We start from the raw sequence: 22,462 nt of genomic DNA, 5'->3' as shown, positions 1-22,462 counted from the left end.
GCTCGCTTTTTTATTATTGGAATATATGTAGTCATTTACGATTACATCCACTAATCAATAAGAGTTGGACTTTCAAATGACCAATCAGTTTGTTTATCCATTATAAGCAATGATTTTTTATACTAAACTGGTGATTGATTATGAGACAGATAAGCATAAGATTTAAAAAATAAACCTTAATTCAATCACTCTCCAAGGAAGGTCAGTTATGTTTAAAGAATACACCCAATACGATGCGTTAGCGCTAGCAGCCTTAGTCAATGCAGGGGAAGTCAGCGCTAAAGAGTTGCTTGATGCGGCGGTCGATCAAGCCAACCAGCTCGATCCCAAATTAAACGCTATTATTCATCGTTTTGACGAGCGTGCTTATGATGCAGCGCAGGCAGGACTGCCAGCCGGTGTATTTAACGGCGTCCCTTATTTATTAAAAGACTTATCTTTTAGCTTCGCCGATGAACCTCTCACCATGGGCAGCCGTAGTGTCAATATCATATCAAAAAGCGATAACGAAATCGTCAAGCGTATGAAAGCCACGGGTGTGAACACTTTTGGTAAAACCAATACCCCAGAATTTGGCTTGATTATCACTACTGAACCAAAAGCGCATGGCGTGACGCACAACCCTTTTAAGAAAGGTTATAGCTCTGGTGGTTCATCGGGTGGTAGTGCGGCGGCAGTGGCAAGCGGTATCGTACCGATGGCAGGCGCTGGTGATGGTGGTGGCTCTATTCGTTTTCCTGCGGCGTGGTGTGGTACCTTTGGACTTAAACCCAGTCGTGGTCGCAACCCAATGGGTCCCTTATTTGGCGAAGGCTGGGAAGGGGCAGTGGCAGATCATGTGATTACGCGTAGCGTGCGCGATAGTGCCGCCATGCTTGACGCTACTAGCGGTGCAGAGATCGGTGCGCCTTATATTATTGCGCCACCAGATAGCACCTTTCTAGAGGCCGCAATGCGCGCGCCAAGGCAATTAACCATCGCCTTGCATCAACAGCCGTTGGTCGCTAACACTGTGGTTGATAAAGAAGTACTTGCCGTATTAGAGCAGACGGCTAAACAACTGGAAGCCATGGGGCATCGTGTGGTGCCTGCTGAACCTAATATTAATATTGAACAGTTTTGGCATGATTTTTTAGTGGTAGTCTGCGCGCATACTGCTTTTACCATCGATAATATCGAGCGTTGCCATGGTGCACAGCACATACAAAATCTTGAGCCGCAAACGTATAATATGGCGATGCTTGGACGTTCATTATCTGCCGTTGATTTGGCTCACGCTAAGCATGGCTGGCATGATAGCCAATATCAAACCGGTCTGTTATTAGAGACCTACGATATGATTTTGTGCCCAACCGTCCCGACACCGGCAGTGAAACATGGCGTACTACCACCAAGTCGGATGGATGAGATGCTTATGCGTAGCGCTGGTTTGCTAAACAAAGGCATTGATATGGGTAAATATGCCTTTAGCTCGGGAATGATTGAAAAGTTAAGCTCGCCAGTACTAGGAAAAATGGGCTTTACTTTATTAGGTAATATTACTGGACTACCGGCTATGTCATTGCCCGTCGGAATGAGCAAAAAAGGCCTACCGATTGGTATGCAGCTGATTGGGCGCATGAATGATGAAACGACGTTATTGAGTGTCGCTGGAGAGATGGAGCGCGCCGGTTTATTTACCAAACTTGCTTTTGAGATGTAGTTTTATATGCCTGTCTATATCTGTCTGACGCTTTATATCTATTGCTTTTGCTTTGATTCAATTGTTTTAATCAAAGCGATAGATATCCATGCCTAAACTATGGTGCGCCATACTTTGGTGGACGACAGAGACGCGCTGACCAGCACCTAAAGCAAAAAATAGTGGCAGTAGATGCTCATCGCTTGGATGTATATCCTTGTAGTCAGGGTATTGCTGCCAGTCCAGAGCGCTAGGAATGTCTGTTTTTAGTTGTTGTAGTAACCAGACTTTAAAGTCTTTTGCCGTTTGGTCGATACTATCTGCTTGCCAGCGTAGTGTTTGCAAATTATGCGTAATATTCCCTGAGCCAATAATCAGGATTTGCTCATGGCGCAGCTGTGCCAGTTGTGCGCCCAATTGATAGCAGGCGATACTGTCATAATAGTGTGGCAAGGATATTTGTACGATAGGAATATCGGCCTGCGGATACAGGTGTAAAAGTGGCGCCCATACGCCATGGTCGCTGACACGCAAGGGATTAACCCGACAAACAATACCGCGCGCGCTCAGTTGCTGCGCCAGCGTCTCGGCAAGCGCTGGATGACCAGCAGCAGGATATTGAAGCTCATACAGCTCAGGGGTAAAGCCTGAAAAGTCATGCCAAGTCTTTGGCTGCGGATTACTACTGATTTCAAGTTTGGCCGATTGCCAATGCGCAGACATAATGACGATAGCGCGGGGCTTAGGTAGGTTTTGTCCTATACGTGCCAGCGCGCTTGTCGTGGCTGATTGCTCGATAGCCAGCGTCGGAGCACCATGCGAGATAAATAGCGCAGGTAGTTTCGGTCGTTTCGCTGCACTCGATATAGTCGGCGCATCTGGCCAAGCCGCCGCCGCTGTGATTGGCGTCGATATTAGTGGCGTAGACAAATCGTCACGACTGTCATCGCGTTGCTGATTGGCACTTTGGGCATTAGGTGTTGCAGGTTTAGGATATCTCATGTTGCATTTATTAGGGCACGCGCCCAGTTTTCAATCTATTGATCATTGTGATTAATAATGATGGTTTTATATCAGGTAATTGGTTCTAATTACCACGGTGATAAGGATGATTATGATTGATACTCATCGCTCGATATAGCTGCTCCATGAGCACAACCCGTACTAGTGGATGCGGTAGCGTAAGCGCTGATAATGACCATTTCACATCTGCTTTTGCTAATACCTCTGGTGATACACCGTCGGCACCACCGATGACCAAGGCAATATCATCACCTTGCTGCATGCCATCAGCCAGTTTATCTGCCAAATCTTCGGTGGAAAGCATTTTACCTTTCACATCCAATACCCATAATTGCTCACGTCCTCCAGCAGCATGAGCGGCTAATATTGCCAGACCTTCTTGCTCACGGTATTGAGCTAAATTGGCATCCGAAGGGTTTTTAGCGCGTTTTGCCGCAGCAATTTCAACAATTTCTGTACTGAGCATCGGCTGGATACGTTTGTAGTATTCATCAAAACCAGTTTGTACCCATTTTGGCATTTTATTACCAACGGTCAATATTCTTACTTTCATAGTGCGTACCATTTCAATAGATGATTAATTGTAACAAAAAAACTCTGCGCTTAAGGTAATGTAACAAACAAACCTTTTACAAAGCCAGATTTTGTGCTTTACTAGCATTCGACAAACAGTTGTTCTTTAATTTCTATTTTATTAAAAATTGCCTTTCTAAAAGTTGTTCTCTTAAAGATTACTTGCTTAAAAAGAGTTCAAGAAAGTGAGGTATTTCTTAAGGAGATAAGGAACAACAGTATGATGTCTTTATAATAAACCAAAAGCTAGCTTGAAACATTTTTTAAGCGAAAGGAGTCGTTCATGAATCGTACTATATCAAGTTTACTTACCCTGAGTGCCGGTGCACTGCTATCTACCTCTGTTTTTGCTGCTTCTTTAAATGGCACACAGTGGCAAACTATCGACGATAAAACCGGTGAAAAAAAGGCCGTTATTCAGCTCACTGAAAACAGTGGTAAAGTGTCAGGAAAAATTATCAAAGTCCTCAATAAACAAAATGCTGACGCCGTTTGCACTAAGTGTCCCGGTAGCCTAAAGAACAAGCCTATTGAAGGATTACAAATATTGTCAGGCTTAAAAGCTGATGGTAATAATCAATGGAGTAATGGCAAACTGGTCGATCCTGAGTCAGGAAAAACCTATTCTGGAAAGCTTACATTGAGTGATAATGGTCAAAGCATGAAATTACGAGGCTATGTCGGTTCACCAGTCTTTGGTCGCTCGCAAACGTGGCAGCGTATTAAGTAAATTTGCCGTTAATCCTATCATTTATTGATAGCAGCTCTGGTTGTTTTTACTTAAAAAAAACCTATTGAAGCAAGAATAACGACAGAAAAAGCATTTAGGAAAAAGTGTCAAAAGTAAAAGGATAGCTAATATATATTGGCTATCCTTTTTAATTTTTGCACATTTATTGGTATATTTAAGGTTTTTTATTGCTCAAGTTTTTTATTAGTAACGCTTTTTAGTAGCGACATTACATAAGTGGCGCAATTGTCTCTGATACCGCGCCATCTTCCCACTGAGGATTATCGCTATTATCAGACAAAGTAGGTTTTGGAATGATGGTGAGTTTGGCGTCCGATTCAAAAACAACGGCCTCGACATCATCGAAACGGTGAATACCTTCAGAACGCATGGCACATTCAATCTCTTGTCGAGTCAGACGCTCGGCACGCATCGCATCGGGCAAAAACTGCCCTTGATAAAAAACAATGCGCGGCTCAGATAAAATAAAACTGCTAAATTGCGGTGAAATAGAAGCGTATTTGGTAACCAAAAATTGTAATAAATATAGCACTACAATAGAAGACATACCTTCGATAAAAGGGATGTCTTTGAGCAAAATAGTGCTGGCGCTCAATGAGCCAATCATCACGGTGACAATCCAATCAAAATTATTGAGCTGTGAGGTAGAGCGTTTGCCGGAGATTTTGGTGGCGACCACAATCAAAATATAAACCATGACCGTAGTCAGAACAATACGTCCAAGCTTATCGATATTGTCAAAAAAAAGTGTGTCCATGGTCTTAGCTCCTACTAATTAAAGTTAATCGTCCTAAAGACAGCGTAACGGAATTTACGTATGAATAGGGCAGAAACTTTGTAGTCGCTTGTCGATGACGTTAAAGCGTTCAATCATCATTTAATAGCAATAAACACTTAACTGGCTTTGCGATTAGGATCGAGTAGACGATTGAGGGCCCAAATACTGATGCGTGCGCTCACTAAACTAAGTACCAATATCATGATTAATGCAGAAAGCAGCGGTAGCGGCTGTTGCATGCTCATATCGAGTAGCACCTCACGGCTCACTGCATCAAATAAAAAGAACCAGATACCTAAGAAATAAACGACAGTGAGCAGCCAAACCACAGCTACCCCACCGAACATTAAGTGATTGATTTCACTGCTATCCAGTGCGCGCTGTTGATGCTTGATAAATTTCTGCACCGCAATATAAGCGCCCATAATGATAGATAGTACGGTTACCATTTGCGCGTTTAGGGGAAACTTGGTTTGAATAATCATAAATAGCGCACTGGCAAGAATATAACCAACGGCAAAGAATCCAACATAGGGTGTCAGTTTAGGTTGAGTAAGTTTTGCGCTTGGCGGCAATCCATGACGTCCTGATTGAGTAGTGGACTTACTAAGTAGCGGCGATTTGCGTGACATAAGATGACCTTATAAAGGGGAGAGCGTCGTTTTGATAAAAGCGCGATAAAAGCTGCAAAAGATTTATCCCAGCAGCATTGTCTTGCTTATAAAGTATATTGACTATAATAAAAAACGATCAATGCTGCGCCGTCCAATCAAGCATCGCATCTAAAACCGGTCTTGCGGTATAAGCATTTAGCGCCTGTTCGCTATTGATCAGTCCAACCACCACATAATCTTGTCCGGACAGCCCTTTGACATAGCCTGCCATCGAAGTGACATTATTCAAGGTACCCGTTTTTATCCAAGATCGACCAATGGCTTGTGAATCAGGTAAGCGTTCGCTATGAGCGGTAATAGTACCGCTGACCCCAGCGATACCTAATGAGCTGACGTAGGCATCAAAGTTTGGATGGCTGTAAGCGTAGGTCAATAGCTCGCTTAAATTAGCGGCGCTGATCGTGCAGTCGCGGCAGAGTCCTGAACCATTGGTTAGATGTGGCGGCGGTGTGGTCAGATGGGTTTGCCACCATTGGTTTATGGTCTGCAAGGCAGCAGGATAGCTCGTAGTAGTAGGCTTACCAAACTGGTATAAACTGGTTTGCTGATTATTACTGGTCTCATTAATTGTTTCATTATTACTAGATTTATTATAAGCCGCTATAGATAGCGCCACTTGTTCAGTCATCACATTATTAGAGAAGTGATTGATATCATAAATTTGCTGCGTCAAGTTTAACGATGGGTAGCTGACAATTGGCAACGGTGACATAGCTATAGCTGCCAGACCGCGCAGTGATTTAGGCTTTTTATTCACATCATAAGGGGTTTCTTGGCTGATGACTTTTCCACTTAGCGTATTACCTAGCGCTTGCCATTTGGCTGCGATGACGCGCGCTGCAAAATCTTTGGCATCAGGGTAAGCGACATAAAAGGCATGTTCGCCACAGCTGTCCGGTAAACTGGCATTTAGCGTCAGCTGTGTCGGTTGCCACTGCGGTGCGAGACTATAGCGGGCTTGACCACAGGCAGCTGCGCGTATATTTATCATATTGGGCAATTGATAGTTTGCTAATTGCGGCGTATAGGTCAGCTGTGCTTGGCTGTTATTTAGCGGATAGCTTTGGATACCTATACTACTAAAGTTTACCAAAAAACCATCAGGGCTGGCATTATAAGGGCGCAGAGGTGCATTATCAAAGGCAGCAGGGTCTTTACTGACATTTTTAAAAATGGTGCTATCAATGATAATATCGCCGTTAATATGGCGAATACCTGACGTTTGTACTTTATAGAGCAATTGTTGCAAACGCTCATGAGTCATTTTTGGGTCGCCGCTACCTTGAATAATCAAGTCGCCATATAGCTGGTCACCGATAATGATGCCTGTGTGATAGACACGTGTATGCCAGACAAAGTCAGCGCCCAAGGTATCTAACGCAATAAAGCTAGGGACGAGTTTCATTGTGCTGGCGGGTGTACGCGCGATATCGGGCTGATGATTGAGTAACGGTGAAAACGAGATTTTTATTGAAGTGTTGGTTATAACCTGCTTATTTTTATTACTACTGTCGCTGTCGCTGTCGCTGTCGCTGTTGCTTTCATTTCTATTATCGTTTCTATTGCTATGGTTAGCAGGCGTTGATGCTCCATCTGGCAATAGTGATGGGCTGCTCTCTAAACTTTGATAGGTATAAGGATCATCGGTATAAGCATTTAGTTGTTTTTCGTATTGTGTAATCGTTCGCTTCTCGATGGTCACCAAGGCGCTTTGATGGCTTGCGACTGGTCTATTACCATTATTATTTTGCGTCGCTTGTTTATTAATACTGTTAGAGTCAGTATTTGCATTATTCGTGCTTGCGGGCTTTGAGTTACTATTGATTTTGGTGGTGTTAATATTTTTGCTATCAATATTACCGCTATCAATGACTTTAATAGGAGAGGGTAATCGACTGGCGTTTTTATCTCCCACTGGTGTGATAACGATACTGATATCCGCTGCGGTCAAATCAGCTCGCGCTAGCGCCGTCTCGATTGCTTCTGGTAATGCGGCTTGCACGTGTATTGGCGCTACAATAGGAGTGGCAAATAAAACGAGCATTGATAAGCGTTTGGTAATTTGATTTGATCGTTTTAAATATTGACTATTAACTGTCAGTTTGGCGTGGCTTGTAGGGTGTTTAATAAGTTTAAATGTGGGAAGCATGAGCAGTCTATCATCAGGTGGCAAAAACAACCTATGGTAACATGAGTTGCTATTTTCGCGTAGATGCAGATTCGTAGATGTAGGGTATGGTTGAAAGCATGATTTTATCGTACTATTTTATCAAAATAGTCAAAGTTAGCGCACATGCATAAACGCCATCGCTGTCATGATGGCATCATTATAAGCATCATGAGTGCCAAGCTCAGGAATATCGTAGTGCGCTAAGATATTGGTCAAATGCTGCGACTGACCGGGGATGCTTTGGGTACTACCAACCATACGTCGACTATATAGCTGACGGACATCAATCACTTCATTTGGCAAATGAGTACCCATATAGTGTTTTACCAAAGGATTTAAAAACCCCGTATCTATCTGCGGGCAAAACCCTACTATAGGTCGATTATCAATAAAAGGTAGCAGTAACGCTAGCATTTCATCGTAGCTCATTCCATGCTCAACATCAGCGGTGCGCAAACCATGAATAATAATGGTATCGCGATCAGGCATTACAGGTGGCTTGCAAACCAAATGTAGACCATTACCGGTGTCGATCGTATCACCATTGATATGAATGGCTGCAACAGACAATAGGTGATGTTTTTTTGGATTGAGTCCGGTCATCTCACAGTCAATCGCTACCCATTGTCCAGCCATAGGTTTAGTAAACATCGATGCCAGCTCAGGGCGCTGTAGCTGATTTTTTTGCCAAGAAGACGATAACTGTTTTAGCCAACTCATATCATTTTATCTCCAACGCTAGCCAATCTGCCCTAACCAAATTCAAGCTGATAATGGCGACTCAATTGACCTTTAAAACTTTTGACCACCGCCAAACACTCTTTTAATAAATCACGCTCAAGTGCGGTTAATGTTGTTGGGTCAACTTCATGAGCATGTTTATCATCTGTCGACAGCGCGACCGATAAACGCTGCGCCATAAAGAACTCTAACGCCTCAAGCAAGGTATCCGCTCGTTCTTGATTTAAGGCTCGAGCTTGTACCAACGCTTTAAGGCGCCCTTTGCTACTAGGGGCGTCAAAAATATCATTTTCTAATGCTAAGGTACGAATACCATGCACCAGTGGAAAAATACCGGCTTTTTTAAGGTCAATATCATAAGAGCTAGATTTACCGCCCAGTAGCGGCACAAACTTTTGCCACCACTGACTGACATCGCCAAATTGCAGCGCTGCACGGGCGAACTGACGCACAAACATCGCATCTGACTGACGATGGGCTATTTTTAAGTGTTGACGGACATGAGTGAGTAGTGACTCATCGCCGCAGACGTATTCACCATCAAATATAGCCGATAAATAAATACTGTGCTTCGGATCGGTGTTTCTAAACCATAAACTAATCTGGGCTTCAAACTGCTTTAGCGGCTGACGCCAGATTGGGTTGGTCATCATAATATTGCCATTACACAACGGATAACCAAGGTTTGCTAACTGCTGGTTAAAGGTATCGGCAAACTGTGCCAACTCAGGATGAGTAAAGCCGTCACGAATGATGAGAGCATTATCTTGATCCGTACGCATGATTTGCTCACCGCGACCTTCTGAGCCCATGACGATAACGCAGGTATTAGCCATCACTTCATCAGGGACGATAAGTTGCCAAAGCTTGGTAAAAACCTGCGCATTGAGCGTCTGTACCATACGGCTAATATTACCCATTTTTATACCGTTTTGATGCTGTGCACGAATATAGCGCCCGATGAGCTCGACAGCCGTATCTAAGCTGGGTAAATCTGTTGCCTGTTCAATCTGAATACTGATCAGCTGTGAATGATGACCAATATGAGCGAGCATATCGCTTTGTCCGAGTACGCCTACGACTTGGCCATTGGCGTCAATCACCGGCAGCCTATGAATACGGTAGCGAGTCATGGTCAATAGCGCATCGCCAATCTCATCATCGAAATCGATGGTGCGCAGGTTGAAACTCGCATAACGTTGACAAAGGGTGGTAGCAGGATTTTGCTGGTCGCTAACGGCGCGGCAGATATCGGTATCGGTTAGAATTCCCAGCGTACGATCAGAGCTATTTTTATCTTCTAAATGCCCTGATGGTCGTACCAGAACATGCTTAAGTCCAGCCTCAGTCATGATGCGTGCCGCTTGAAATATGCTGTTATCTGCATCAACAATATGTACCGGCAATAAAGCGACATCGATTACCGGTTGCAGCATGATTTGCTGCACTTCTTGTTGGTCGTTATAACTCTCAGTATCTAGATTCTGCCCGCTACGTCGCTGCTGCAAAGCCTTCAATCGTTCTGGTAAATTTTCTGATAACAATTGGCGTACCAGATGGTTTTGCGCACTGATTTTATCAATGGTCGATCCATTAATTTGCAGCAACAGAGTGTCTTCAGTCGCACGAAATTGATAGGGGGTTATCGCTGAACTGCTGCCTTGCTGAATACTACCTTTTTGTAGACTCTCTTCTATGAGCGATTCTGGCAGGCGACGACTATCAAACCAATCATTGCTATTGAGATGATCGGTATGATTGCTGCCTAAATAAGCGGCAAAAAAATCACCATTAAGCAGTTGCTCGATCTGTCCTTTGAGTACCACATAAAAGTACTGCAAATCGTCTGCCGGCAAGACTTCGTCTTTGGCAAGATAACGAACTTGGGTATTTTTTTTAATACTTTGGCGTTCACCAGCGCTTAACACATCAAATGGCGGCTGGGTAAAATCAAGATGGGGCATGGCATCATCCTTGATGGCACGTTCAGTGAAAGGTATATTACGAATGATAAGTTAGTATAAAGAATAGTGGCGATATATTTTTACTATAACATTGTTTAGGAGAAAGCCGTCAATAACCATAAAAATATTGTGGTTATTGACGGCTTTTTGAGATTATAGTAGCTTTTTAAGATTAGATAAACTATTAGCGATTATTTTAATGTTTACCGCTTAAATAACTTCATTTTTTAAAGTTAGAACTTACGCACCAAGTAATTTTCGAATGCGACTAATCGCTTCACGGCTTTCATCAACGCTGGCTACTAAGGCAATGCGCACATAGCCTTGTCCTGGATTTTTCCCATTAATTTCGCGTGACAAATAACGCCCAGCAAGTGCATGAATATTGGCTTGTTCATATAATGCTTTGACAAACCGCTCATCATCACCATCGAACTGCTCAGGGACTTTTATCCAAAAGTAAAAGCCCGCTTCAGGCATGCGTAAATCTAATAATTCACCAAGCTCAGACATCCATAAAGCAAATTTTTCTTGGTACAGTGCTCGATTGTGTGCCACATGCTTTTCATCTTCCCACGCAGCGATAGACGCAAGCTGATGTGGAATCGGCATCGCACAGCCTTGATAGGTACGATACTGTAAATAAGCTTGCAAAATCTTGGCGTCACCCGCCACAAAGCCTGAACGTAGACCGGGCAAGTTTGAGCGTTTGGATAAAGAATGAAACACCACACAGTTTTTAAAATCATGGCGACCGAGGACAGCACAGGCCTGTAATAAACCTATTGGCGGTGTTTTAAAATATAGCTCGCTATAACATTCGTCACTGGCAATGATAAAGCCGTATTGGTCTGATAGACGAAAGATTTGCTCCCAGTCGTCCATCGTCATCACCGAACCAGTCGGGTTATTTGGGCTACAAACAAATAACAACTGCGTACGTGTCCATACCTCTTTTGGTACGGCACGATAATCCCCTTTAAAGTCATTATCTGCTGTGCACGGTATAAAATAAGGCGTCGCTTGCGCTAGTATCACAGCCCCTTCATATATTTGATAAAAAGGATTGGGCATGACGACCGTTGGTGGTTGGCTAACGGTAAGCGGTTCAATAGCGTCTGTGGTTTCTACTTTGTGGTCAATCACAGCCTGCACAATACTAAAGATCGCCTCGCGGGTACCCATCACTGGCAATACTTGCGTATGAGGGTCGACATGATTTAAAAAGAAGCGCTTCTCAAGCCAGTGTGCGATGGTTTGGCGTAGCTCAAATATCCCATTTGTCGTTGGATAAAGGCTTATTTTGTCCAAGTTTTCGCGTAGCACGTCCAGCACAAATGCTGGTGGCTCATGCTTTGGCTCGCCAATACCCAGCTTAATTTCATTATAACCATTGGCTGGAGTGCTATCAGCTAGCAAGGTCGCCATCTTAGCGAAGGGGTAGGGGTGCAGATATGTCAAGTTGTGATTCATAATTAGGCTAACTATAATAGACAATTAATAATAAAGTTATAAAGAAAAATTACATTCAAGCAGTGTAGCACTTCTCTTATTTTTTGTCTTTTCTTCTCGTGTTTATCAATAGCAATCTATAGCGTCTCAAATGAGCGCACACTGAGCCATAGCCAGTGTTAACCATCTACTAGCCCTTAGTATAAAGCTGACATGATATAACCTATAACTAAGAAAAAACAATGGTTGGCTTTTATAGCAACGTATTTTAGGAATAACTTGATATGCCTGGTTTTTTTAAAACTGACGGTCTTAACGCTAACGATATCAATGACAAATACTTTGATAATGATCAGCGTATTGAATTATATGAACAACTAAAACAGCGGGAGCAGGCTTGGTGGCAGGCACGTCAGCAGCTGACTCTTTTAAAAGAGCGCCAAATGTTTTGGTTTGGAGAAAACAGCTTTATGATGTGGTTGTTGTGGCAATTGGTCGCCTACGTGGTTGTTGCCATGGTATTAATGTTGCTCAGCAATCTGTTAGATATATCGCTACCTTTATGGCAATATATTACTATATTTGTCATACACACACTGATTTTTGTCATTATGCTTGGGTTTAAGGGTCGATTTACTACTCTTTTAGAACGTAAAATTAACCAAGCCGATTTGTCGAGTGAAGAAACCCTAAATGAGATGACGATTTTGGCAGTCGATAGCCTTTATCGTGATGTTCATACCAAAGCGCCTATCTCTTTAAAGGAGATTTATAGGTATTATGATGCACAATTCCGTTTAGCAAGCTTGCACCGCTTGCTACAAAAGGAAGTTGAGGCTGGACGCTTAATGTATGGAGACCAGAAAGTAGACGCAGGAATACTGCCTCTGGAGCTTGCCGATGACGCGCTTAAAGAACATGCTCGTGGCGTCATATACAAAAGCCTGATATAAAACCTGTTGTTTATATAGTGATTTATTCAATCGCTGGATAAACGACAGGTCTTAAACTTCTAGCTTGGAGCATCATACTTTATAGCTAAGCATCTAGGTATAAGATAAGCTAAGCTAACTTAACTTAAGTATTGTCATTACGTATACTAAGGCTTTCTATCAGGGTCGCTTTTAAAGTGTCAAGTTTATCAGCGGATAATGCTTGATCGTTCTGATCACTGATATAAAACATATCTTCTGCACGCTCGCCCAACGTGGTGATACGTGCCGCATGTACCTCAATCTGCTGTTGTAAAAACACTTGTCCAACGCGGGCGAGCAAGCCTGGCTGATCAAGTGTCTCTAAGCTCATAATATGCTGATTTGAGGCCTCATTAAACTCAAAGTTAATCGTTGTAGCGACTTCAAAATGTCTAAGCTGGCGTGGAATCCGTCTGTTAGTTAGCTTGGGAACGGTAGGGTTTTTAAAGGCATCAATCAAGCGCTGCTTAAGTTCTTGTTGGCTGTCCGCATCGACCAGTAGCGTGCCACTACGATCCAGTAGTACGTAAGAATCCAAAGCAAAATCACGGGTGGCGGTAATGATGCGTGCATCCAAAACGTCTAGATTCATCTGATCAAATACTGCCATGGTCACCGCAAATAAATTGACCTGATCTTGGGTGTAAATAAAGACCTGCACTGCATCAAGCGCCAGCTCACGGTGTTCACGTAGGACGACTAATGGCGCACTGTCAGCGTCAGAAGCTCGACCTATAGGCGGATGATTCAAAATAGCTTCGGTATGCCATAAGATGTCTTCTGCAATCTCCCGCAGAAAATACTCATCACCCAAGTCATCCCATAATCTCAGCACCTCATCGCGATTCATATGCTGATTGTCAACATTATCAAGCATCACCAGTGCTTGTTTACGCGTGGCACTAATCATATCTTGACGGTTGGTCGGTGCGTCAATATCTGCCCGTAAGATACGCCGCGTTTGCGAGTACAATTGCTTCATGAGGGTCGCACGCCAGCTGTTCCAAAGCTGAGGATTGGTAGCATTCATATCAGCAACTGTCAGCACATATAGATGATTTAGATGAGTGACGTTACCGACTAAGTCTGCAAATAGCGTCACTACCTCTGGATCTGAGATGTCTTTTTTCTGTGCGGTCATCGACATCAATAAATGGTAGCGGGTCAGCCAGCCGACTAAGTGGGCATCGGCCACACTCATACCATGTGCTAGGCAAAACTCAATGGATTCTGTTTCGCCAAGTTGGCTATGATTGCCGCCACGACCTTTAGCGATATCATGAAACATCGCTGCCAATACCAAAATCTCTTTGCGCTCAATACGCTGAAAGATAGAGCTGATTAGGGGAAAGTCTTCATAAAAACGCGGGTCAGTGAAACGGTGCAAAATACGAATCAAAAATAAGGTATGCGCATCAACGGTATAACGATGAAACAAATCATACTGCATCAGACCGGTGACTTGGGCAAAGGCAGGGATGTAGCTGCCCAAAACCCCGTAGCGATTCATGGTACGAAGGCGATGAAAGAGATAATTCTGCTCTTTTAAATTGGCTAAAAATAGCGCTTGGTGCGTGGGGTTATCTCTATAAGCCTGATCAATACCACGCGCTGCAATTTTTAGTGCACGCAAAGTATGCGTACGTACATTTTTGATACCATATTGACCCATGAGTAAAAACATCTCTAAAATCGACTCAGGGTGCTGGGCAAACACTCGGTGATGCGCCATTGCAATTTGCTCACCGACTTGATTGAAGCGAGCATTAATAGGCTGCTTCTTTGGGCGCTCCTCATCGGGCAATTGTGGCTCTATGATGGTTTCATAGTAGTGATTGGTCAGCATTTCAGAGAGCGTCGATATCTGCATGGCGCAGCGATAATAGTCACGCATAAAGCGCTCTACAGCCGCATTCGGTTGGTCGTCTGGTTGCGTCTCATAGCCCATCAATTGGGCAATATCACGCTGATAATCGAATAACAGCTTGTTTTCATTACGACCCGTTAACTCATGCAAATAATGACGTATTTGCCATAAATAGCCTTCTGCAAAGCTCAATTCATCGAACTCTTTTTCCGTCAAAAAGTTTTGTTGTACCAAATCATAGAGCTTACTGACTCGAAAGTAGCGCTTGGTCACCCAGCCGATAATATGGATGTCACGCAGACCACCAGGGGCGGTTTTGATATTGGGCTCAAGATTGTATTCTGTTGCATTGTGCTGTAGGTAACGTGCTTTTGCTTCATTGATTTTTACCTCAAAAAAATCACGTGGTGACCACTGGGTGTTTACAATCTGATGCGGCACATCTTGCAGGGTTTCGTTACCTATCAACAATCGCGCTTCCAACAAAGCGCTGGCAATGGTATGGTCTAATGCTGCCTCTAAGCATTCACTAACGCTGCGTACTGACAGGGCTGGCTCAAGTCCAACATCCCACAGTAACGCCACCAAATTATCAATTTTACTACTCGTATTGGTATCAAGCTCGCTAGGCATTAGCAGTAAAATATCCACATCTGAGTGTAGTGACAGCTCACCGCGACCATAGCCACCAGTCGCAAATAACGCCAAATCCGTCTTATCAAGCTCAAACCATTTGAATAAAGCAATCAGTAAGTCATCGATGACACAAGCCCGCGCCGCAACCAGCTGCCGAATATTGACGCCGCGTTCGAGTGCACGGCTGATATCGTCATTGATTTGGATTAACCATTCAGAAATGCCTAATAGTGAGTTTTCTATCACACTTTTATCTGTTAACAAGCTATTTGCTAATAAATTATCAGCTGCTAGATGTTCTGCTGTTAGTGAGGCTGTTATCGCAGCAGTGTTTGATGAGTACGTTAGAGTGGGCATCGGCGTCAAATCAATAGAGGCGACATCACAATTAAACATGAGATTTATCCAGTTAAAAGTTTGAAATATGGGTCATTAAAACTAAAAAGCTATCGATAGTATATCGACAATACATTGAAAGTATAAAGGTAAAAAATCAACAACAATAGTCAGTAACAAGCATTAATAACAGTCCAAAAAAAAGACCGCCTAAGCGATCTTATAGTCTGTTATTGAGTTAAAAAACTCAAGTCTTCTTCGGGGCGCGCGGTGAACACTTCACAGCCATTGTCAGTCACCACCATGGTATGCTCCCACTGGGCTGACAGCTTACGGTCTTTGGTGATTGCCGTCCATTCATCTGGTAAAATCTTAGTCTGCCATTTGCCTTCATTAATCATCGGCTCGATGGTAAAGGTCATGCCCGTTTTTAGCTCGAAACCAGTGCCTTTTTTACCATAGTGCATCACTTGCGGCTCATGGTGGAATTCATTGCTGATACCGTGACCACAGAATTCGCGGACGATACTAAAACGCTCAGGCTCTACCACTGCTTGGATAGCGGCACCGACGTCACCCAAACGTGCGCCATTCTTGACCACACTCATACCAGCATATAGCGCCTCTTGTGCCACTTTACAGATACGCTGCGCCATGATGGAACCATTACCGACGACCCACATTTTTGAGGTATCGCCGTAATAACCGTCTTTAATGACAGTCACATCGATATTGATAATATCACCGTCTTTAAGAATTTTGTTTTCGCTTGGAATACCGTGACAAACCACATGGTTGACTGAGGTACAGATAGATTTAGGGAAACCATTATAGTTAAGTGGAGCGGGGATAGCGTCTTGTACATTGACGATATAATCGTGAGCAATTTGATTCAACGCTTCAGTGCTAATACCCACTCTGACATGCTGATCAAGCATGACAAGCAAATCGCTGGCAAGCTTACCAGCGACACGCATTTTTTCTATGGCTTCAGGTGATTGGATAAGAGATTTTTTAGTCATCATAATCGGTCTTATAGTTATAGAATTTAGGTAATAAATTATACCATAAATGCAGATGGTGCTGTTTTAATGCAGAAAGCACTGTGTTTTGATTGCGTTAACCTTCACTGTGCGTATTCGTAGCCTACCCATACTTATTGTCGTAACTTGCTGACACAGTTTCATATATGCCCGCTATTTCCATAAAGAAGCAGTAACTGCAAAGAGTGAAATTATATGTTTTAGATTGACTATAGAGTCACTAATTCTAGTGTTTTTAAAGCAAAAATAAGTTGAATGTTACAAAGTATAGACGTATGGTAATTTTGGTTGCTAAATGAATTAGCAGTGTTTTTTATCGCTTGGTGCTGGATGCAATAACTAAGCCATATCATATAAAGACGCCCCGACTATCACTATAACAAGGATGTTGTTATGACCCGAAAAACTTCCCTTCGAGCGGTATTTACGCCGAGCGCATTTTTACCGTCACTGGGTGCCATTGGTGCCGGTGTTATCCTGATGGCTCTACAAACGACTTCTGCCCAAGCAGCTGGTCAATATTATAACTGTGCCAATCCTACTGGCTGTAAACTGGTCAGTAGCAAGTATTTTACCTCAAAACATACAGATACCAAGTACCCAGTTGTCATGGCGCATGGTTTGGGTGGTTTTACCAAAGCATTTGGATTGGTTGACTATTTTTATGGCATTCCTGAATCGTTAATGAGTGGCGGCAGTCAGGTTTATACCACCAAAACCTCATCCGTCAATAATAGCGAATTTCGTGGTGAGCAATTACTGCAACAAGTTAAAACCATTAGTGCCATCTCAGGCAGTCCCAAAGTTAACTTACTCGGTCACAGCCAAGGTGGTATCGATAGCCGTTATGTTGCTGCGGTCGAACCGAAATATGTGGCATCAGTCACTGCCATCTCAAGCCCAGAGCAAGGCTCAAAAATGAGTGATTGGGTTATTAAACAAGTTGTTGAAGGCAGTGCCAATGATGGCTATGGTGAAGGAGAGTTTAATGTTGGCTCACAGATTGCGCTAGGTTTCTTTAAGCTCGTCGGTGGCTTTATGGATGTCAGCGCCGGTATTAGCTTGAAGGAGTTACAAGAGCAAGATGGTTGGAATGCACTTGAAGCGCTATCTACTGATTATGCCGCCAAATTTAACGCTAAATTCCCAGCTGCGATGCCAACCAGTTATTGTGGTCAGCCAGCGGATACTGAAGTCAATGGTATCAAGTATTACTCATTTAGTGGTATTGGGCAAATAACGAATGGTCTTGATCCTAGTGATTATCTACTGGCTCTTACTGGCACGACTTTTAATGGCGATCCAAACGACGGTTTAGTATCTGCCTGCTCGAGTCGCCTCGGCTATGTGGTACGTGATGATTACCGAATGAATCATTTAGATTCAGCCAATCAAGTACTCGGCTTAACAGCATGGGGACAGCCTGACCCAAAAACCTTGTACCGTGATCAAGTAAACCGTTTGAAAAAAGCCAATCTATAAAGCTTATCTATAACACTGTCCTTTAACACGGTCATAACCGGCTCGTACGTAAGCAGGGTCAACAGCGTTGACCCTGCTTCTTTATATTGGACTTATATATAAACTGATTTATTAAATAAGATGTTTTTGCTATGTCATATAATCGCCGCTCACCCTTTTTACCCGTTGTTATTATTGCTGTGATTATCGCTATAACAGTAGCGGTGATTCTGTGGTTTAAACCTAATAATAGCAGCGTTAACGCTTCTCAATCTCTATCTGCAACGGACAATAATGACGCTGAAAGCAGATCGATAAATATGGCTAATCCCAGTAACGACGCTGGCATATCACCCAATCAAAACAACATTCAATTTGCCACGGGGCTGGAGAATTTACCGCGCTCCTTGCAAGGTACCGATGTCGATGGTGAAATTATCATTGATGAAAACAAACAGCTGGTCGTCACTGAAGGCTTACGGCGCTTGTTTGATTATTTCTTATCAGCGCTTGGTGAAGAAGAGGAAGCTATTATTTATGCCCGTGTGGAAAGCTATATTCGTAGTCACACGCCAGAACCTGCCGCCAGTCAAGCTGTCACTATATTCGACCAGTATATTGCTTATCTTAAGTCGATTCCTGATATAGAAAACCGTTATGGGAATTTACAGTTGCAAGCAACAGAAAAGGGTGAATTAGATTTGAATGTCGTAGCACAGCAAAAGCAAGATGTGGCTAAGCTACGTCAGCGGCACTTTGCCAAAGAGACGATTACAGCGTTCTTTGGGGCAGAAGATGAATATGATGATTATAGTATCGAGATGGTAAGAATTAATCAAAACCAACAGTTATCAGAGGCTCAAAAAGAAGCTGCAAAGCAAGACTATATCAGCCGTATGCCGGATAATTCGATCAAAGCTAATATTGCTAAGCAAGCCAATTTGAATGAATTAATGAGTCGCACCGAGCAAATGCAAGCCAAAGGTGCAACGGCTGAGGAGTTATATAATATGCGTCGCGAGCTTGTAGGTGCGCCAGCAGCAGCAAGGCTTGCGCAAGTCGATCAAGAAGATGCCGACTTTGAGCAACGCTTTAATCAGTATCAAGTACAAAAACAGCGTCTGTTAAGCCAAAATACTGATAAAACGCAAGCTCAAACCCAAATCAATCAGATTGAGCATCAATGGTTTAATGAGGCTGAACGCAAACGTCTGGCAGGTTATGCCGCTCTGCAACAACAGAAAGCTGCCGATACGAATTAACGAAAGAGACTAGCTACAGGTGTGAATTTAGAGGTAAATAAAAAGCGACTCTTAAGAATAAAACAAAAGTTTATGTGCTAACAGTTAGTAGGTGGCTTAGCAAGGCATGTTAGCAAAAATACCATAAAGTGGAACAAATATAGCGGTAATTAGTACTCAATCTATCATGACAGGCTTATGAAAAATGGGCATAATGGCCGCATTGTTTAGACTATAGAAAACAACAAATTAATCAGAGCAAACGCTACTGGTTAAAATGATAAACAATAATATTTTTACCTTTTTATATTAATATTTGAAACCTCTAGGAGTTTATATGAAAAACATGACTAAAATGATGCTGGCTGCCACTCTAGCTGTAGGTACACTTGCCGCTGGTTGTCAAACTACCCCTAGTGTTACTGCACCAGTGACCCAGCCAATTACATCTAATGCTTTACAAGCCTATGATTGGCAGCTTGTTGATGCCAAGCGTACCAATGGCGATAAAGTAAGTCAGTTATTTTTTGATCCAGCTAAGCCATTAACATTGAAATTCTTTAAAGATAATGGCAATGACCGCGTTACATTTGTGAACACCTGCAATAACATGGGCGCTAACTATAGTGTTGAGAATGGTAATGTCGTATTAGGTAACGTCTTATCTACTATGATGGCATGCCCTGAGCCACAAGCAAGCTTTGACACAGCAACAATGGCGACTGTACAAGGTAAATATAGCATCAGTAATAACGCTAATAATACGCCTATCTTAACCATCACCAATAGCAATCAAGTTGCTCATTTTAAAGCTATCTCTAAATAATTTAGCGATTTAATATAAATGTTCTAAAAACTTGTATCGCAAAAATGCCTCACGAATAAGTGGGGCATTTTTTTGTCTAAAATTAGAGAGCAATGTACGTTACACTAGATGCAACGCTCACATTTTGTGACCCTTCTATACGCATTCACAAGGCTTTATCGGACTTTATATTATGTTGAAAACTGCTGTATTGAAACCGACTATTAATATTCGCATGATAAGCGGCCGTGTTGTTATGGCAATGTTTGCTATTCCAATGCTCACCATTCTGACGGGGTGTCAGACAATACCAAACAATATGTCTAAAGCGCCTATTAAGATGAATAATCCGCTTACTGCGGCAATGCCAGCGATAGACCGGCAAGGCTACATTGCTTATGTAGAAGAGCAAGGTTTAGGAGCCGCGAAGATATCGACACTGTATCGTATCCGTCCGGATGGCAGCGACCGCCAATTAATTGATCAGTTAAATGGTTATATCTATGCGCCTGCGTGGTCAGCGGATGGTCAAATGCTTGCTTATAGCAAACAAGCAGCGCGCCAGCACCCAAAGATTTATATTTATGACCGCAAAAGTAAAACCCATAATCTGGTCGTGAATGCTGAGGGCAGCAATTTATCGCCGTCATTCTCACCTGATGGACAAAAATTGCTCTATAGTTCAACGGTTGGTGGTAATGCTGACATTTATGAGATGCGCCTAAGCGATGGCAGTACCAAACAGCTCACTACTTTGCCTAGCACTGAAGTGCAGCCAAGCTATGCAAGCGACGGGCAAAGCTTCGTTTATACCAGTGATAAAGTGCGTGCTGGACGCCCAAGCATTTATCGTTACCGCTTTGCTACTGGTAACGCCGCGCTTATATCGACAGGAGGCTATGCCGCCAGTCCTCAGCTTAGCGTAGATGGTCAGCGTTTGGTCTATCTTAATGGTCGCAAGGCAGCAGTCATGACCCTAGCTACAGGACAAGTTATTAATCTTGCAGAAACTGGTCTTGATGAACCAGCACGTTTATCACCTTCTGGGCAATATGCTGTTTACCCGACACGTCATGCAAATTTAGGTGGGCAAGTGAGTAATCAAAGCAGTGGTAGCTTGGTCATCCACTCATTATCTGGTAATACAAGCTATGCTATTAGTAGCAAAGATGGGGGCGTTGTGCGTTCACCGATTTGGGGGCGATAGTGGCGAAAGCGATGTATTATGTAATGAGATGCCTATATAATCACCAATAAAGAAACATAAGTTGATTATATGAATGTAAGTCTGGGATGTGCTTTTTTAGTAAATGGAGTCCACTAAGGCCAGTTAAGGCGTAGCAATCCAGTCCAATGTCTCAAAATATAAAAATCAGATCATGTAGCATTAATTTTATTAAAGCCGAATTGAACAGAACTGAACAGAACTGAACAGAACTAATTCGAGTTAAGTCATATAGCATCAAATTGTGTAAACGAGTCATAAAAATACCTGATTAGGTGAGCAAAAGGACAGAGTGTGCAATGCAAGAATCTTTTTTAATATTCATCACTAAAATCAGTTTATACCCTACCGTTATCTTTACCGGTCTTGTAATGTTTGTCACCTTATATTGGCTTGTCTCTTTGATAGGCATGGTAGATATGGACACCGTAGAATTTGGGGATTCAGGTAGTGATACTAACGTATCTGATTTATCATCCACTGGTTTTTTTACCGGTCTCATGCTTAAGTTTGGTCTTTATGGCGTGCCTTTAATCATCATCCTTAGCTTAGTCAGTTTGATTGGTTGGTTATTAAGCTATGTCTATACCAGTTTTCTGCATCAGCGGATTGATTCTGGCATTTTGTATTATCTGTTTGGGACTGGGGCTTTAGTGTTTGTCTTAGTGGTGTCCATGTGGCTAACAGGTATTATCATTTCACCTATCCGCAAGAGCATCGCCAAAATCCCCAAACGTAATGCGGCAAACAACATCGGTAAAACGGCTATAGTACGGACGCTTAGTGTGACAGATAAGCATGGCGAAGCTGAGCTAAATGATGGCGGAGCAGGATTAATACTAAAAATTCGTCGAGATAGTGATAGCGTGGAGCTGCCACTAAAACAAGGCGATAAAGTGGTATTGGTAGAGTATTTAAATGATAGCGGTGCGTACAGAGTCGCGCTTGCTAAAGACAAATAACAATAAAAACTAATCTACTTAACCAAAATTAATTAAATAGTTTTTATCAGATAAAAACATTTTTTAGTTAAATAATTTCTAGTAGTCAATTATTAATAATAAATT

The 22,462-nt window shown here is 42.7% G+C and carries 18 protein-coding genes; 8 read left to right on the top strand and 10 right to left on the bottom strand.

Annotation, left to right across the window (positions count from 1 at the left end; all coding sequences use genetic code 11):
• Positions 1-208: 208 nt before the first annotated feature.
• The gene (locus tag EPB74_RS10415) at positions 209-1,702 is read left to right on the top strand and encodes an amidase (RefSeq protein WP_274904082.1); all 1,494 of its coding nucleotides are present in this window, start codon (positions 209-211) and stop codon (positions 1,700-1,702) included.
• A 66-nt stretch (positions 1,703-1,768) separates the two neighbouring features.
• Here EPB74_RS10415 and EPB74_RS10410 read toward each other — a convergent pair whose 3' ends face one another.
• Both EPB74_RS10410 and rlmH read right to left on the bottom strand, forming a co-directional pair.
• Positions 1,769-2,683, bottom strand: a complete 915-nt coding sequence (locus EPB74_RS10410; RefSeq protein ID WP_274904081.1) for a DODA-type extradiol aromatic ring-opening family dioxygenase — start codon at positions 2,681-2,683, stop codon at positions 1,769-1,771.
• Positions 2,684-2,768: 85 nt separating this feature from the next.
• Positions 2,769-3,257 carry a 23S rRNA (pseudouridine(1915)-N(3))-methyltransferase RlmH gene (gene rlmH / locus EPB74_RS10405; protein WP_079690925.1) on the bottom strand — a complete coding sequence of 163 codons (489 nt, stop codon included), beginning with the start codon at positions 3,255-3,257 and terminating at the stop codon, positions 2,769-2,771.
• A 303-nt stretch (positions 3,258-3,560) separates the two neighbouring features.
• Here rlmH and EPB74_RS10400 point away from each other — a divergent pair, with 303 nt between their 5' ends.
• The gene (locus EPB74_RS10400) at positions 3,561-4,007 is read left to right on the top strand and encodes a DUF2147 domain-containing protein (RefSeq protein ID WP_274904080.1); all 447 of its coding nucleotides are present in this window, start codon (positions 3,561-3,563) and stop codon (positions 4,005-4,007) included.
• 229 nt (positions 4,008-4,236) lie between these two features.
• Here EPB74_RS10400 and EPB74_RS10395 read toward each other — a convergent pair whose 3' ends face one another.
• From EPB74_RS10395 to dapC, 6 genes are all read right to left on the bottom strand, one after another.
• Entirely contained in the window at positions 4,237-4,785 is a 549-nt protein-coding gene (locus EPB74_RS10395; RefSeq protein WP_089555085.1) for a DUF421 domain-containing protein, read from the bottom strand.
• A gap of 137 nt (positions 4,786-4,922) precedes the next feature.
• Positions 4,923-5,438: an ABZJ_00895 family protein gene (locus EPB74_RS10390; protein WP_274904079.1), complete on the bottom strand. Its 516-nt coding sequence runs from the start codon at positions 5,436-5,438 to the stop codon at positions 4,923-4,925.
• Positions 5,439-5,556: 118 nt separating this feature from the next.
• Entirely contained in the window at positions 5,557-7,524 is a 1,968-nt protein-coding gene (dacB, locus tag EPB74_RS10385; protein WP_274904078.1) for a D-alanyl-D-alanine carboxypeptidase/D-alanyl-D-alanine endopeptidase, read from the bottom strand.
• A gap of 240 nt (positions 7,525-7,764) precedes the next feature.
• Positions 7,765-8,370, bottom strand: a complete 606-nt coding sequence (locus EPB74_RS10380; RefSeq protein ID WP_274904077.1) for a 3'-5' exonuclease — start codon at positions 8,368-8,370, stop codon at positions 7,765-7,767.
• Between the two features lie 32 nt (positions 8,371-8,402).
• On the bottom strand, positions 8,403-10,355 hold the full coding sequence (locus tag EPB74_RS10375; RefSeq protein ID WP_274904076.1) for a DUF294 nucleotidyltransferase-like domain-containing protein: 1,953 nt from the start codon (positions 10,353-10,355) through the stop codon (positions 8,403-8,405).
• Positions 10,356-10,595: 240 nt separating this feature from the next.
• A complete protein-coding gene (gene dapC, locus EPB74_RS10370; protein ID WP_274904075.1) occupies positions 10,596-11,828 on the bottom strand; it encodes a succinyldiaminopimelate transaminase in 1,233 nt (410 codons plus the stop codon).
• A gap of 263 nt (positions 11,829-12,091) precedes the next feature.
• Here dapC and EPB74_RS10365 point away from each other — a divergent pair, with 263 nt between their 5' ends.
• Positions 12,092-12,760, top strand: a complete 669-nt coding sequence (locus tag EPB74_RS10365) for a hypothetical protein (protein WP_274904074.1) — start codon at positions 12,092-12,094, stop codon at positions 12,758-12,760.
• Positions 12,761-12,884: 124 nt separating this feature from the next.
• Here EPB74_RS10365 and glnD read toward each other — a convergent pair whose 3' ends face one another.
• Positions 12,885-15,680, bottom strand: coding sequence for a [protein-PII] uridylyltransferase (glnD, locus tag EPB74_RS10360; protein WP_274904073.1), 2,796 nt, complete (start codon positions 15,678-15,680; stop codon positions 12,885-12,887).
• A gap of 170 nt (positions 15,681-15,850) precedes the next feature.
• A complete protein-coding gene (gene map / locus EPB74_RS10355; protein ID WP_446740040.1) occupies positions 15,851-16,642 on the bottom strand; it encodes a type I methionyl aminopeptidase in 792 nt (263 codons plus the stop codon).
• 414 nt (positions 16,643-17,056) lie between these two features.
• Here map and EPB74_RS10350 point away from each other — a divergent pair, with 414 nt between their 5' ends.
• The 5 genes from EPB74_RS10350 (at position 17,057) to EPB74_RS10330 (ending at position 22,357) form a co-directional block, all read left to right on the top strand.
• Positions 17,057-18,145, top strand: a complete 1,089-nt coding sequence (locus EPB74_RS10350; protein ID WP_274904071.1) for an esterase/lipase family protein — start codon at positions 17,057-17,059, stop codon at positions 18,143-18,145.
• 131 nt (positions 18,146-18,276) lie between these two features.
• Positions 18,277-19,386, top strand: a complete 1,110-nt coding sequence (locus tag EPB74_RS10345; RefSeq protein ID WP_274904070.1) for a lipase secretion chaperone — start codon at positions 18,277-18,279, stop codon at positions 19,384-19,386.
• A gap of 316 nt (positions 19,387-19,702) precedes the next feature.
• Positions 19,703-20,191: an META domain-containing protein gene (locus EPB74_RS10340; RefSeq protein WP_089555076.1), complete on the top strand. Its 489-nt coding sequence runs from the start codon at positions 19,703-19,705 to the stop codon at positions 20,189-20,191.
• Between the two features lie 172 nt (positions 20,192-20,363).
• The gene (locus EPB74_RS10335; protein WP_274904069.1) at positions 20,364-21,377 is read left to right on the top strand and encodes a Xaa-Pro aminopeptidase; all 1,014 of its coding nucleotides are present in this window, start codon (positions 20,364-20,366) and stop codon (positions 21,375-21,377) included.
• Between the two features lie 317 nt (positions 21,378-21,694).
• Positions 21,695-22,357 (top strand): hypothetical protein, encoded by a 663-nt coding sequence (locus EPB74_RS10330; protein ID WP_274904068.1) that lies wholly within the window; start codon positions 21,695-21,697, stop codon positions 22,355-22,357.
• Positions 22,358-22,462: the final 105 nt, after the last annotated feature.

Source organism: Psychrobacter sp. DAB_AL62B (assembly GCF_028895345.1).
Classification (GTDB): domain Bacteria; phylum Pseudomonadota; class Gammaproteobacteria; order Pseudomonadales; family Moraxellaceae; genus Psychrobacter.
Note: the sequence above shows the minus strand (reverse complement) of the source record. Positions and strands in the feature narration are given on the sequence as shown.

What these genes read in the sequence shown, in the direction of transcription:
- EPB74_RS10335 (WP_274904069.1), top strand. Translation starts at nt 20,364, where the DNA reads ATGTTGAAAACTGCTGTATTGAAACCGACTATTAATATTCGCATGATA.
- dapC (WP_274904075.1), bottom strand. Translation starts at nt 11,828, where the DNA reads ATGAATCACAACTTGACATATCTGCACCCCTACCCCTTCGCTAAGATG.
- EPB74_RS10365 (WP_274904074.1), top strand. Translation starts at nt 12,092, where the DNA reads ATGCCTGGTTTTTTTAAAACTGACGGTCTTAACGCTAACGATATCAAT.
- glnD (WP_274904073.1), bottom strand. Translation starts at nt 15,680, where the DNA reads ATGTTTAATTGTGATGTCGCCTCTATTGATTTGACGCCGATGCCCACT.
- EPB74_RS10390 (WP_274904079.1), bottom strand. Translation starts at nt 5,438, where the DNA reads ATGTCACGCAAATCGCCGCTACTTAGTAAGTCCACTACTCAATCAGGA.
- EPB74_RS10330 (WP_274904068.1), top strand. Translation starts at nt 21,695, where the DNA reads ATGCAAGAATCTTTTTTAATATTCATCACTAAAATCAGTTTATACCCT.
- dacB (WP_274904078.1), bottom strand. Translation starts at nt 7,524, where the DNA reads ATGCTCGTTTTATTTGCCACTCCTATTGTAGCGCCAATACACGTGCAA.
- map (WP_446740040.1), bottom strand. Translation starts at nt 16,642, where the DNA reads ATGACTAAAAAATCTCTTATCCAATCACCTGAAGCCATAGAAAAAATG.
- EPB74_RS10415 (WP_274904082.1), top strand. Translation starts at nt 209, where the DNA reads ATGTTTAAAGAATACACCCAATACGATGCGTTAGCGCTAGCAGCCTTA.
- EPB74_RS10375 (WP_274904076.1), bottom strand. Translation starts at nt 10,355, where the DNA reads ATGCCCCATCTTGATTTTACCCAGCCGCCATTTGATGTGTTAAGCGCT.
- EPB74_RS10350 (WP_274904071.1), top strand. Translation starts at nt 17,057, where the DNA reads ATGACCCGAAAAACTTCCCTTCGAGCGGTATTTACGCCGAGCGCATTT.
- EPB74_RS10340 (WP_089555076.1), top strand. Translation starts at nt 19,703, where the DNA reads ATGAAAAACATGACTAAAATGATGCTGGCTGCCACTCTAGCTGTAGGT.
- EPB74_RS10380 (WP_274904077.1), bottom strand. Translation starts at nt 8,370, where the DNA reads ATGAGTTGGCTAAAACAGTTATCGTCTTCTTGGCAAAAAAATCAGCTA.
- EPB74_RS10400 (WP_274904080.1), top strand. Translation starts at nt 3,561, where the DNA reads ATGAATCGTACTATATCAAGTTTACTTACCCTGAGTGCCGGTGCACTG.
- rlmH (WP_079690925.1), bottom strand. Translation starts at nt 3,257, where the DNA reads ATGAAAGTAAGAATATTGACCGTTGGTAATAAAATGCCAAAATGGGTA.
- EPB74_RS10410 (WP_274904081.1), bottom strand. Translation starts at nt 2,683, where the DNA reads ATGAGATATCCTAAACCTGCAACACCTAATGCCCAAAGTGCCAATCAG.
- EPB74_RS10345 (WP_274904070.1), top strand. Translation starts at nt 18,277, where the DNA reads ATGTCATATAATCGCCGCTCACCCTTTTTACCCGTTGTTATTATTGCT.
- EPB74_RS10395 (WP_089555085.1), bottom strand. Translation starts at nt 4,785, where the DNA reads ATGGACACACTTTTTTTTGACAATATCGATAAGCTTGGACGTATTGTT.